This window comes from Providencia sp. CIM-Carb-044 (assembly GCF_033901115.1).
GTDB lineage: Bacteria > Pseudomonadota > Gammaproteobacteria > Enterobacterales > Enterobacteriaceae > Providencia > Providencia hangzhouensis.
This window is the reverse complement of sequence record NZ_JAXADV010000001.1, coordinates 636,408-649,361: the sequence shown is the minus strand read 5'-3', so window position 1 is coordinate 649,361 and position 12,954 is coordinate 636,408. Positions and strand designations below refer to the sequence as shown.

Genomic DNA, 12,954 nt, shown 5'->3' with positions numbered 1-12,954 from the left:
GAAAAAAAATTACGTTATTTTCACCTAAAAATTTGCCACAGACACAGAATTTTCATTTGTAAAGGACCAGTCATTAATGGAAAAATCGCAAAAACGCTTGGATCTTCCCAAACTTATTTTCGGCCTATTATCCATCGTTTTAATGATAGCAGCCTGCTTTTGGGTACTTAATCCATTTATTCTTGGCTTTGTATGGGCTGGAATGATGGTAATTGCTACTTGGCCACTATTATTAAGACTGGAAGCTCGCTTATGGCATAAGCGCTGGTTAGCTACATTGGTGATGGTTCTTCTTATATTACTGCTGTTCGTTATTCCATTGGGTATTCTAATTGGCAGTATCATTGAAAATAGCACACCACTTATTGATTTAGCGAAATCGCCGTCAAGCTTAACATTGCCTGATTTAGAATGGCTCAATACCATTCCAATGGTGGGTGAGAAAATTTACTATGCATGGCATAGCTTAGTCGCCAGTGGGGGGAATGCTTTACTTGCTAAAATTCAACCCTATTTTGGCCAAGCTGCTGGCTGGTTTGCCACGCAGGCTATTAGCGCAGGAAGATTTGTTTTTCACTTGATGCTAATGCTGCTATTTAGTGGATTGCTCTACCTTAAAGGCGAATCTGTCATGGTTGGCATCCGTCACTTTGCGGTCCGTCTCGCAGGGATCCGTGGGGATGCTGCCGTCGTGTTAGCGGCACAATCTATTCGAGCTGTTGCCCTTGGTGTCGTCGTCACCGCGCTAATTCAAGCCATCGTCGGAGGAATTGGACTTGCCTTGTCGGGTATTGGTTATGCGGCCATCTTAACTGTCTTGTTGTTTATATGCTGTGTGGCGCAATTGGGGCCTCTACTCATTATGGTGCCATCCGTCATTTGGCTATTTTGGACAGGTGATACGACATGGGGAATTATCCTTGCTATATGGGCCGCCGTTGTTGCCACTATGGATGGCGTTCTTCGCCCATGGCTCATTAAAATGGGGGCTGACTTACCAATGGTTCTGATCCTTGTTGGTGTTATTGGTGGAATTTTATCATTTGGCATGATTGGTTTGTTTATTGGCCCTGTTGTATTAGCCGTTTCATATAGCTTATTAAAAGCTTGGATGAATGAGGTTGCAGTTCCAAGTGAAGACTTAACAGAAACTGAAAAATTTCTAGAAGAAGAGTTTTCGATTAAAAAGTAGTACGTAGTTGATTAGTAGCAGGCATGTTCAAGCAAGACATGCCTGCTAACTTAATAAGTATTGCTCCATTAATATTTAGAAACAATATTTAACATTCTAACGTTAGTATTTAGTCTAATTTATGTTAACATAAATCTATTGAATTAATTCTCTTTAAGTAACAATGAGTAATATTAATATTGAGAGTGTTCTTAATGATTGTATAATATGAATAGTTTAATATTCTATTATTGAATCATATGGATATAAAAAGCTATGCCCCTCCCTTTTTAGGCGTCGCTTTATTTAACTGAATTGCTGTGTGTAGTCTTTGCCTGTCAGCCCATGATAGGCTTTTTTTTTATCTTCATTTAATATGAATATTATTCATATCGTAATCAGAACATCACTTTATAATTATTGATTAATATCAATTTTTGACATAACTAGCAGTTTTCATACTCCTTTAGCGTTATATAATTAAATAAATTTTGTTATTTCTATTTAAGGTATATTTTCTGCCCAAACTAAATACACAAAATAAGAGTAATTATATTCTTTTTTTATTTATACCTAAAAAGTATTATATGAATATTTATTTAGAACTGTTTGCTATCAACCTATTAATAATAGTATTAATCAATTTCTGTAATAGGTAATTTTAATCAAATAAATGCGAAGGCTGAATGTTATTCACATTCAGCCTTGATAATTAAAAAACGAGATAACTATTGATTCTCAGCTATCGTCAGCCATGTTTGTACCACGGTATCTGGATTCAAAGATAAACTATCAATACCTTCATCTACCAGCCATTGAGCAAAATCTTGATGGTCGGATGGCCCTTGACCACAAATACCTACATATTTGTTTTGTCGTTTTGCAGCCTGTATAGCCATAGATAACATGGCTTTTACCGCATCGTTTCGTTCATCAAATAACTCAGAAACAACACCAGAATCCCTATCAAGACCTAATGTTAACTGAGTCATATCATTCGAACCGATAGAGAAACCGTCGAAATGTTCGAGGAATTGATCTGCCAGTAAAGCATTTGATGGAATTTCGCACATCATAATGACTTTTAGACCGTTTTCACCACGTTTCAAATCATGTTTAGCCAGCTCAGCAACTACAGACTCAGCTTGTGCAACTGTCCGCACAAATGGGATCATAACTTCAACATTCGTTAACCCCATAGTGTTGCGAACACGTTTAACCGCTTCGCATTCCAATGCAAAACAGGCACGGAAGCTGTCAGATACATAGCGCCCTGCACCACGGAAACCTAACATTGGATTTTCTTCTTCAGGTTCATAAATATCCCCACCGACTAAGTTGGCATATTCATTAGACTTGAAGTCAGATAAACGGACAATAACGCGTTTTGGCCAGAAAGCAGCGGCTAGAGTAGAAATCCCTTCGGTTAATTTACCGACATAAAATTCAATCGGGTCATCATAACCCGCCATCATTTGGCGAATTTCTGCTTGTAACTCAGGAGATTGCTGATCAAATTCCAGTAATGCCCTTGGGTGAACACCAATCATACGATTGATGATAAACTCAAGTCTAGCTAGACCCACACCTTCATTAGGTAAGCAAGCAAAATCAAATGCACGGTCAGGGTTACCGACATTCATCATGATTTTGACATCTAGATTTGGCATATCACTCACTTCAGAACTGTGAATTTCAAACGCCAGTTTACCTTCGTACACAAAGCCCGTATCACCTTCTGAACAAGAAACTGTCACTTCTTGGCCTTCTTGCAAACGGTCAGTCGCATCACCACAACCCACAACCGCAGGAATGCCTAATTCACGCGCGATAATCGCAGCATGGCATGTACGTCCACCACGATTCGTAACAATCGCAGCGGCTTTTTTCATGATAGGCTCCCAATCAGGGTCTGTCATATCGGTAACAAGTACATCACCCACCTGAATTCTATCCATTTCACTCAAGTTATGTATGACTTTAACAGCCCCAGAGCCAATACGATGACCGATTGCACGTCCTTCAACTAAAACTTGTCCTTGTTGTTTTAATTGATAACGCTCCATCACTTGTTGATTAGAGCGAACGGTTTCTGGCCTTGCTTGGACAATATACAAACGCCCATTATGACCATCTTTTGCCCACTCAATATCCATTGGGCGACCGTAGTGCTTTTCAATCTGTATAGCTTGGCGTGCAAGCTCTTCCACTTCGAGATCAGTTAAAGAGAAACGATTGCGTAGTGCTTCTGGCACATCTTCAATTTGTACTTGTTTACCGTGCTCTTTACTGTTGGCGTACACCATTTGTAATTTTTTAGAGCCCAGGGTACGGCGCACAATTGCAGGACGGTTATTGGCTAACGTTGGTTTATGGACATAAAACTCGTCTGGATTCACGGCGCCTTGCACCACCATCTCACCTAAACCATACGCAGAGGTAATAAATACGACTTGGTCGAAGCCCGATTCAGTATCAATCGTAAACATAACACCCGATGAGGCTAAATCTGAACGTACCATGCGTTGAACGCCCGCGGACAGTGCTACACCGCGGTGATCATAACCTTGGTGAACACGATATGAAATCGCACGGTCATTAAACAATGAAGCAAAAACGTGTTTAATCGCAACTAATACAGCGTCAATTCCTTGAACGTTAAGGAATGTTTCCTGTTGCCCTGCAAACGAAGCGTCAGGCATGTCCTCAGCAGTTGCCGATGAGCGGACAGCAAATGAAGCTTCCGCTTCACCTTCTGACAGTTGTGCGAAAGCATCACGAATATCTTGTTCCAACTCCTTCGTCAATGGTGTATCAATCACCCATTGACGGATCTGAGCACCTGCTACAGCCAGTTGGTTCACATCATCAATATCCGTTTCATCTAGCAGGTTATAAATGCGTTGATTTACACCGCTCTGCTCCAGAAAATCATTAAACGCCTGTGCGGTTGTCGCGAAACCGTTAGGTACGGATACTCCCAGATCAGATAAGTTAGTGATCATTTCACCGAGAGAAGCATTTTTGCCCCCGACACGGTCAACATCATTCATCCCTAATTGGTTATACCAAAGTACATTACACGGAGTGAGGCCATTTGTGGACATTGAAAGCGATCCTTTTATAGCAATTTAGTGACAGAGTACAAATCGTAAAAAATCTCGTTGGCGAAATTTCGCCTCGTGAAATAGACTAGCACAGACGCTAAGAGAAGATGGACTGGTGAATCGTTCCATCACTGAAGAAAACTTTTTTGTTCTAAAAATCGTTCAAAAAATGGCTATAGTTTTCCCTATAAACTAATTTTTAAACTTTAAACAAAGATAATATTTCCCAATATCCAGTGATAAATACAATAGAGACGAATAATGATGAGCGAATTAGGAGCAATGAATAATATGGTAAGCCAAGTTCAACGTACTGTTTTTTTTATTTCTGATGGAACAGCGATAACCGCTGAAACTTTGGGGCACGCCGTACTTTCTCAATTTCCTCTGTCATTTATTTCTTATACTCTGCCGTTTGTAACAAGCGAAGCTCGTGCACATGAAATTAAGCAAAAAATAGATATTATCTTCGAAGAAACCCAGTTGCGTCCTTTAGTGTTCTATTCGATTATCTCCCCTGAAGTTAAGCAAATCATTACCCAGAGTGCAGGTTTTTGCCAAGATATCGTCCAAAGTCTAGTCGCCCCAATTCAGAAGGAAGTCGGCCTAGAACCTGAGCCAAAACTCAACCGAACCCATGGCCTATCCATGCAAAATATGAATCAATATGATGCACGTATAGCTGCTATTGAATACACACTGGCTCACGACGATGGGATTTCTTTACGAAATTTAGACCAAGCTCAAGTGATACTAATTGGTGTTTCACGTTGTGGCAAAACGCCAACAAGCCTCTACTTAGCGATGCAATTTGGTATCCAAGCGGCAAATTACCCATTTACGGCTGATGATATGGATAATTTACAATTACCTGCAGCATTACGCCCATATACACATAAATTGTTTGGTTTAACTATTAGCCCTGAACGGCTAGCAGCTATCCGCGAAGAGCGCCGTGAAAATAGCCGTTATGCATCCATAAGGCAATGCCGTATTGAGATAGCTGAAGTGGAAGCTTTATTTAGACAAAATAAAATCAACTACTTAAATACAACTAACTATTCTGTTGAAGAAATTTCAGCAAAAGTGATTGATACCATGGGCTTACAAAGACGAATCTTTTAATGAATACAAATAAAAAAAATATTCATTCCTGCTAAGTTGGAGGTTGAAATTAAGCCATATTCGTTTATTGTGATCTTAATCACTTATAGGGCATATGCCTATTAAAGTTCTTTGAGAAAGAAAATGCACAAAACTGATGAATTACGTACTGCGAGAGTGGACAGTTTAATTACCCCACAAACTCTTGCTGATGAGTTTCCTATTTCCCAAAAAGTCGCTGAAAACGTGACAGCGTCACGAAAACGCATAGAACAAATATTATCCGGCCAAGACCCACGTTTACTGGTCATTGTCGGCCCTTGTTCCATTCATGACATTGATGCCGCTATTGAATACGCTAAAAAACTAAATGTGTTAAGAGAGCTTCATCAAGACCGTTTAGAAATCGTCATGCGGACTTACTTTGAAAAACCACGTACTGTCGTTGGTTGGAAAGGGTTAATTTCTGACCCTAACCTCGATAATTCTTGCCAAGTCAACACTGGTATCCGGTTAGCTCGTAAATTATTGATTGAAGTTAACCAATTAGGGTTAGCCACGGCAACCGAATTCCTTGATATGGTCACGGGCCAATATATTGCCGATCTTATTAGTTGGGGAGCAATTGGCGCTCGCACAACAGAAAGCCAAATTCACCGTGAAATGGCATCCGCATTGTCCTGTCCGGTAGGTTTCAAAAATGGCACCGACGGCAATATTAATATTGCTATTGATGCGATAAGAGCTGCAAAGGCGCAGCATATGTTTTTATCGCCGGATAAGAACGGCCAAATGACCATTTACCAAACCAGTGGTAACCCGCATGGCCATATCATTATGCGTGGCGGTAAACAGCCTAATTACACGGCTGGTGACTTAGCAGCAGCCTGTGACAAACTGCGTAAATTCGAATTACCAGAGCATTTAGTGGTCGATTTCAGCCATGGTAATTGCCAAAAAATTCATCGTCGCCAACTCGAAGTTGCACGAGATATTGCGGAGCAAATAAAAGATGGCTCGACCGCTATCAGTGGAGTGATGGCAGAAAGCTTCTTAGTTGAAGGCACACAAAAAGTGGTTTCTGACCAACCGTTAGTTTATGGCCAATCTATTACCGACCCATGTCTTGGCTGGGAAGATACCGAACAACTTATTGAAATTCTTGCTCAAGCTGTTGAGTCACGCTTTAAATAAGCCAAATCATTCCAATTTTTTTATTATGAGCCCTTTAGTGAACATAGAAACTAAAGGGCTTTTATATTTACAAAAAAAATAATTATCATTTAATGCATAATTAAATAATATAATAATCCAATTAATAAAATAAAAACAGAATTTTAATCCAAAAAATCCTTGACCCACCTCGCACCAACGATAATAATTCTCACTACAAACTAATTTATCCGTTAGAACTTCTGTAGCCTAGCCCATTATTCGCTACGACATTGCAGGGCTAAATAGTTCTAATAAATAAATGAGTTACATAAATATTTATTGCATGCCACCCAGATTATTTATCCAGGCAGCCAGCAAATTCTGAAACCAAAGGAAAGGATTTCCTATGCTGTTTAAATCGATGCCTGCATCAATCCATCAAGATCATAAAATATCACTCTCAGCTATTGCTGCCACCGTTGTAATGACCGGGTTTAGCAACACCGTCTTGGCTGAAAATTTATCGACTCCCAAAGCGGATACCCGCGACATTATTCACGTTTCTACCTCACCTCTTAGTTTAGAAAATATCGCTGTAGCAGAACAAGTCGATGTAATTGATGCAAAAGCGCCTGAATATCAATCTGCGACATCCGCCTTAGATTTACTAAAAGGCCAAGCTGGAGTATTTGTTTCTGGTTCTAATAGCACTTATGGCCAGGGCATTCAAATGCGGGGTTATGATTCACGAGGTGTTAAAGTCACCGTTGATAATATCACCCAAGACTTTTATTCCGGCTTATATGAAGCTACATTTATTGACCCCACCTTAGTAAAAAAAGTCTACGTCCATAAAGGCGCATCATCTGTACATCATGGCGGCGGCGCGTTAGCCGGAGTCGTATCATTCAAAACAATAAATGCAGCTGACATATTAAAACCAGGGCAAAAAATCGGTGGTCAGGTCTTTAGCGGTATTAACCGTAATGATCACGGTTACTATGCAGGTGCAACGCTATTAGGCAGAACTGAATCAACAGATACTCTGTTTACCTATAGTCAACGTAAAAAGCACCTACTCGGCTCACCCGAGTTTGAAGAGGTTGATAATACTGAACAGCTAAGCAACTGGATGCTCAAAAGCAGCTGGCTTGCCCACCCTTCATATAACTTGACGTTACAATTAAAAGAATACCGCAACAACAGTTTAGGGGTAAAACAACCCGCTAAACCTTCAGAAAAAAATAGATATCCAAATACACCGCATGAAAGACAAAGCCATCAGCGAGATGTTGCCATTAGCCAATTTTTTACACCCAAAAATGAGGTAAATTGGCAAGCCCAGTGGGATATTTATTATACAGATTTATATTTAGATCAAACTGATACAGTTAAGGTCAAGAGCAAACCAAAAGAGTATGGCTCTGAAACGCGAAATCAATATACCTATGGGACTAAATTTACTAATAGCTTCACTTTACCTATGTATAACTGGGTAAATCATCATATTCAAAGTGGTTTCGAATATTATCAGCAAAAGCAAACGTCAAATCAGTATGCAATAAGTTATCCACCAGCAGAACTTGATAACCTGTCTGGCTGGTTAGTCAATGACATGACATTGCATCAATTACCGTTAACTTTATCAATTGGAACGCGCTTTACACAATACCGTGCATCGAGGAATAATTTCCCTGAAAATAAACATATCAACTTGTCATCCCGTATGGCTGTTAGTATTACTCCAACCCATTGGCTCAATCTTTACTCATCATACGCTGAAGCATACCGTACTCCACGTATGTCCGAGCTTTATAACAATTCAAACCATTTCACTATACCCTTTTTTGGCACTCCCTCGAACTTTCGTCCATCGCCTGATTTACGTCCAGAAACGAATAGAACCCTCGAAACAGGTATAAAAATCAGTTTTGATGGGGTATTTATTGATAATAGCGACCTTCAATTCGGTTCAACCTACTTTAAGACCAAAGCTAAAAACCATATTGCCCTTGAAGGTCTTTATACGCCAAGGTATGGCCAATGGTTCCCAGATGAACTTTATTATATCAATATCCCCAGCGCATCCATTTATGGCATCGATAGCTTTATAAGCTACAGAACACGGTGGTTTGAGTTAAATATCAATCACAATAAAACCACAGGTAGAGAAGACGGCTCACATTATTCTCTTTCATCTATACGCCCTGAAACACTAACGGCTCGATTCAATGTACCGGTTGCTAGTACTGGCTTTACTCTAGGTTGGATAGGGGAATTCTCTGCAAGAACGCAACTTCAAGGTAACGATAAATATAAAAAGTGGCATCACAGGTCTGATAAAGGATTAGACCGCTATCATAAAGAAGTCATTCAATATGCGGGCTATAGCATTCATGATTTCTATGTGAATTACCAAGCAGATCAATTCATAAAAGGGTTAAGTTCGACTCTCACAATGAAAAATGCATTTGATAAGCCATATCTATCTTCCACTGGTGTACCCCAAGAAGGTCGGAACTTTTATCTCAACATGAATTACAACTGGTAGTTAAGTAGTAAAAAACCATGTTATCAACTGATTTTATTGAATTTATCAGCAGTATAAAAAATAAATCAGTTGATAACTTTTCACTATGTCTTTTAATTTTATTAAGGAAAAATTTGTGAATTCAAACCTCTATAATGATTACCTGCAAGCTAAGAAAACGCACTCTGATAAGCACTCCCAAGAAATAGCGGCCTTACTTGGCGTATCGGAGGCCCAACTAATTCATTGTCGTGTCGGTAAAGATAATGTTCAACGATTGGTCAGTAAACCTATTGATATCTTGCAAGATTTAACCACAATAGGCAAAGCTATAGGGATCACTCGTAATCAGTACGCTGTTAGTATTCAAACGGGTGCATACAATAACCCAAAATTTAGTAACCACGGTGGGCTATTTCTAAACCCTAAAGCATTAGACTTACGCATGTTCTTTGCGCAGTGGAGCTCAGTTTTTGCACTCACTGAAAAAATGCCAGAGGGAACTCGCCACAGTATTCAATTTTTCGATAAATATGGTGATTCGTTACACAAGGTCTTTTCCACCGACAACTCTGATATAGCTGCTTGGCAAGCCATGATAGAGCGCTACAGCACATCAGAGAATCCGCCTATCGAACCTAAAACAATTTCGCCATTTTCAGAACAGAAAATTAGCGAAGAACTCGCCTCTCAATTAGAGCAACAATGGCGTGAGATGACCAATGTTCATCAGTTCTTTGGTATATTAAAGAAACACAATTTAAGTCGTCAGCAAGTTTTTCGTGTCGTTAGCCAAGAATTAGCATGGCAAGTCCCTACTACGGCTTTATCTGAATTACTCTCTCTTGCATACCATGCAAAAAATGAAGTTATGCTCTTTGTAGGAAACCGTGGGTGTGTGCAAATATTTACAGGAAAAATAAATGAACTATCATCACTCTCTGTTGAAAGTTCTCAAACTGATTGGTTAAATGTTTCAAGTACAAACTTTAAACTTCATATCATTGAAAATGGCATTTCTGAGTGCTGGGTCACACGTAAGCCAACTAAAGATGGATTTGTGACAAGTCTTGAGGTCTTTGATACCCAAGGTAACCAAATTATTCAAATGTATGGCCAGCGTATTGAAGGCACTCCTGAACAAATAGAATGGAGCAAGCAAATTCTTTCGATATCTCGCATATAATAAAAGAATAATAAGAAAGTAGATAATCTGTCATGGTAATTTTCTAAATACTTTTCAATCAGAAATTGTGGTTTGAATTAGACATGAAAATTGCCATAGACCCTTTACCTCATTAATTCACGCCACTTTTTGATATAGAAATAGAATAATCATCCATCTCTCGCATAAAGTATTTAACTTACCGCATATATTAGTTATTCATACTACGAAAACTGTAGTTACAAGCACTTTCAATCATAACAATTACCTCGGAATTTCCTGTTTATTGTTATAGAAATACGATTATAAATGAAGCAATAATATTTCAATTATTTACTTGGTTAATAATTTCGAATAGCTTGAACAATTTTTTTGAACATGATGAAAACTTTCTCTTTTTCTCATCTATAAAAATGACATAAAAACATAGTTACTTGAATTAAAAGAATTTTAAACATACAATATTGAATGTTTAAAATGTTATTTTTTTCAACATCTATTGTACTGATAGTTATTCTCATTAATAAACCGCACGTTTAGCCTATCGATATATCGGAAAAACAGGAAGAATAGACCCTAATTTCGTGAGTTATTATTAGTTATTAATGAACAATAGCCTACTTGAGTAGGAGGTAAATATGTCAGAAAGTGTAGTCAACGATATTGTTAAATGGCTTGAAAGTCAGTTGCAGCGCAATGAAGGCATCAAAATCGACACAATTGCCGATAAAAGCGGCTATTCAAAATGGCATTTACAGCGTGTTTTCAAAGAAATGAAAGGCTGCACGCTTGGTGAATACGTCCGTAAACGTCGTTTATTAGAAGCAGCTAAATCATTACGTGAAGGCAACTTACCTATTCTTGATATCGCATTGCAATATGGCTTTAGTTCACAGGCGACATTTACCCGCATCTTTAAAAAGCACTTTGATACAACGCCTGCAAAATTTCGCCAATCAGGTGAATTACCTGAATGCAAAAACTTTATGACTTGTAGCTGTCATAACTGATTATTTTAGAACATCCCTTCCTATTAGTTATTTGCAATTTTGAAGTCTATGTCTGAGCCGACTATGTCGGCTCTTTTTTTAACTTAATTCATGGACTAGCCAGTTTTCCAAATCAGCTAACTGTTCCTGCAATTGAGGCCATTTTACGGCCATTTGTTTACCTAAGGAGCGTATTGTTTCTGTCTGATATGTTTTACCCGTCAATTGCTCACTTAACCACTCCAAAGGGGATGGGTCTAAGCTATCTGTAAAAAACTGACAGCGATTTATCACGCCTTTTTCGATATCAAAATGAAACTCGATTCCTCCCCAAGAAAAACGTGTATCTGAATAGTGAGTGAACGCTGGTGCTTGCCCAAAATTCCATTCCCAACTACTTTGCTTAGCAAAGGTTTCTGGAAAATTTGGCAAATCAGGTAATCTTTCAGGGGAAATATACTCTGCTTCGACCGTTTCACCGAAGTAATTAAAAAAGCTTTTAATTATTCCCTCACAAACAATTTCATGAGAAATATTAGGAACAAGTTCAGATAAATTAGCTACACGAGAACGCACTGACGTGATCCCTTTTGCCTGTAATTTTTTAGGATCTGGGTTCAGGTAATTAGCTAAACGACTTAAATCTGCATTAATCAGCAAGGTTCCATGGTGAAAACCTCTATCTTTCGTTTCTCGGTATGCAGAACCGGATATTTTTCGCGGACCACTTTCTGTATCTAAAACCAAATCATTGCGACCTGAAATTTGTGCGTTGATACCGACCTGTGCTAATCCATCAACAATGATTTGTGTAGAAACTGTTTTATCATATTCTGGCTTTCCCGCCATAAATGTGAAACAAGTGTTACCTAGATCATGAAAGACAGCACCACCACCACTACTGCGCCGAGCTAAACGAACATTATCTTCTTCCATCCGCCGTGTATTACATTCTTTCCACGGATTTTGAGCACGCCCTATAACCACGGTATCCGCATTTCTCCAAAGAAACATAACACGTTGGTCGGTTGGCATTTGTCGGAAAATAGTTTCTTCAACCGCAAGGTTAAACCAAGGGTCGTAGGATTCTGAGATGAGTAAACGTACTGTTGACATTGAGCTATCCTTAAAACAAAACTTGCCCTTAAGATAGCATAATCACTGAATAAAATAGTGAATTTAGATACGTCTTGCTTGCCAAAACACTTTTCGCCAATAAACATTATCCATTGATGAACGAATTACCCCTTTACTCGTTGATGCGTGAATGAATGTATTATCGGTATCGTAAATCCCCACATGTAACCCATTCTCCCCTGAACCTGTTTTAAAGAACACCAAATCCCCCGGCATCAAATCAGATTTATCAATCCGTGTGCCTAATTGAGTTTGATCTACTGTTGTTCGAGGTAACTGAATGGCAAAACGGTCGTTAAATGTGCGATAGACAAAACCGGAACAATCCACACCATTCTGATTCATTCCACCATAATGATAAGGCGTACCATACCACTGCTCTAGCTGATCTTTTAATTGCGCTATCGTCATGATTGGGTCTGATAGTTGTGTTTTTAATGGCGGCGGCGGCGTTCTTTTAACAGATGTCGATGAACAACCAATTAAAACTAAACACAATAATAGTGGTAGGTGTTGTATTTTGATAACCATAAAGCACCTTATTTATCTATCTTATTGCGATAACTTGCCTATATTATAGTGCGTGAAGACTATAA

The 12,954-nt window shown here is 38.9% G+C and carries 9 protein-coding genes; 6 read left to right on the top strand and 3 right to left on the bottom strand.

Features of this window, described 5'->3' with window-relative positions; genetic code table 11:
- Positions 1-76 precede the first annotated feature (76 nt).
- Positions 77-1,192 carry an AI-2E family transporter YdiK gene (gene ydiK, locus SJ312_RS02935; protein ID WP_094961757.1) on the top strand — a complete coding sequence of 372 codons (1,116 nt, stop codon included), beginning with the start codon at positions 77-79 and terminating at the stop codon, positions 1,190-1,192.
- Positions 1,193-1,899: 707 nt separating this feature from the next.
- Here ydiK and ppsA read toward each other — a convergent pair.
- Complete coding sequence (gene ppsA, locus SJ312_RS02930; RefSeq protein WP_004263765.1) at positions 1,900-4,278, bottom strand: phosphoenolpyruvate synthase; 2,379 nt, start codon at positions 4,276-4,278, stop codon at positions 1,900-1,902.
- A gap of 261 nt (positions 4,279-4,539) precedes the next feature.
- Between ppsA and SJ312_RS02925 the strand changes: the two genes are divergently transcribed.
- The 5 genes from SJ312_RS02925 to SJ312_RS02905 all read left to right on the top strand — a co-directional run bounded on the left by SJ312_RS02925 (position 4,540) and on the right by SJ312_RS02905 (position 11,242).
- On the top strand, positions 4,540-5,403 hold the full coding sequence (locus SJ312_RS02925; RefSeq protein ID WP_004263762.1) for a pyruvate, water dikinase regulatory protein: 864 nt from the start codon (positions 4,540-4,542) through the stop codon (positions 5,401-5,403).
- A gap of 123 nt (positions 5,404-5,526) precedes the next feature.
- Positions 5,527-6,576: a 3-deoxy-7-phosphoheptulonate synthase gene (locus tag SJ312_RS02920; protein WP_187710300.1), complete on the top strand. Its 1,050-nt coding sequence runs from the start codon at positions 5,527-5,529 to the stop codon at positions 6,574-6,576.
- Positions 6,577-6,943: 367 nt separating this feature from the next.
- Entirely contained in the window at positions 6,944-9,088 is a 2,145-nt protein-coding gene (locus SJ312_RS02915) for a TonB-dependent receptor domain-containing protein (protein ID WP_153673493.1), read from the top strand.
- Between the two features lie 115 nt (positions 9,089-9,203).
- Positions 9,204-10,253, top strand: a complete 1,050-nt coding sequence (locus tag SJ312_RS02910; RefSeq protein ID WP_096863962.1) for a hemin-degrading factor — start codon at positions 9,204-9,206, stop codon at positions 10,251-10,253.
- A gap of 617 nt (positions 10,254-10,870) precedes the next feature.
- Entirely contained in the window at positions 10,871-11,242 is a 372-nt protein-coding gene (locus SJ312_RS02905) for a helix-turn-helix domain-containing protein (protein ID WP_004910390.1), read from the top strand.
- A 78-nt stretch (positions 11,243-11,320) separates the two neighbouring features.
- Here SJ312_RS02905 and SJ312_RS02900 read toward each other — a convergent pair whose 3' ends face one another.
- Both SJ312_RS02900 and SJ312_RS02895 read right to left on the bottom strand, forming a co-directional pair.
- The gene (locus tag SJ312_RS02900; protein ID WP_110591611.1) at positions 11,321-12,337 is read right to left on the bottom strand and encodes a lipoate--protein ligase A; all 1,017 of its coding nucleotides are present in this window, start codon (positions 12,335-12,337) and stop codon (positions 11,321-11,323) included.
- A gap of 63 nt (positions 12,338-12,400) precedes the next feature.
- Positions 12,401-12,889, bottom strand: a complete 489-nt coding sequence (locus tag SJ312_RS02895; RefSeq protein ID WP_004910384.1) for a C40 family peptidase — start codon at positions 12,887-12,889, stop codon at positions 12,401-12,403.
- Positions 12,890-12,954: the final 65 nt, after the last annotated feature.

Bases quoted from the DNA above. Each gene is read 5' to 3' on its own strand.
- ydiK (WP_094961757.1), top strand. From the start codon at position 77: ATGGAAAAATCGCAAAAACGCTTGGATCTTCCCAAACTTATTTTCGGC.
- ppsA (WP_004263765.1), bottom strand. From the start codon at position 4,278: ATGTCCACAAATGGCCTCACTCCGTGTAATGTACTTTGGTATAACCAA.
- SJ312_RS02925 (WP_004263762.1), top strand. From the start codon at position 4,540: ATGATGAGCGAATTAGGAGCAATGAATAATATGGTAAGCCAAGTTCAA.
- SJ312_RS02920 (WP_187710300.1), top strand. From the start codon at position 5,527: ATGCACAAAACTGATGAATTACGTACTGCGAGAGTGGACAGTTTAATT.
- SJ312_RS02915 (WP_153673493.1), top strand. From the start codon at position 6,944: ATGCTGTTTAAATCGATGCCTGCATCAATCCATCAAGATCATAAAATA.
- SJ312_RS02905 (WP_004910390.1), top strand. From the start codon at position 10,871: ATGTCAGAAAGTGTAGTCAACGATATTGTTAAATGGCTTGAAAGTCAG.
- SJ312_RS02900 (WP_110591611.1), bottom strand. From the start codon at position 12,337: ATGTCAACAGTACGTTTACTCATCTCAGAATCCTACGACCCTTGGTTT.
- SJ312_RS02895 (WP_004910384.1), bottom strand. From the start codon at position 12,889: ATGGTTATCAAAATACAACACCTACCACTATTATTGTGTTTAGTTTTA.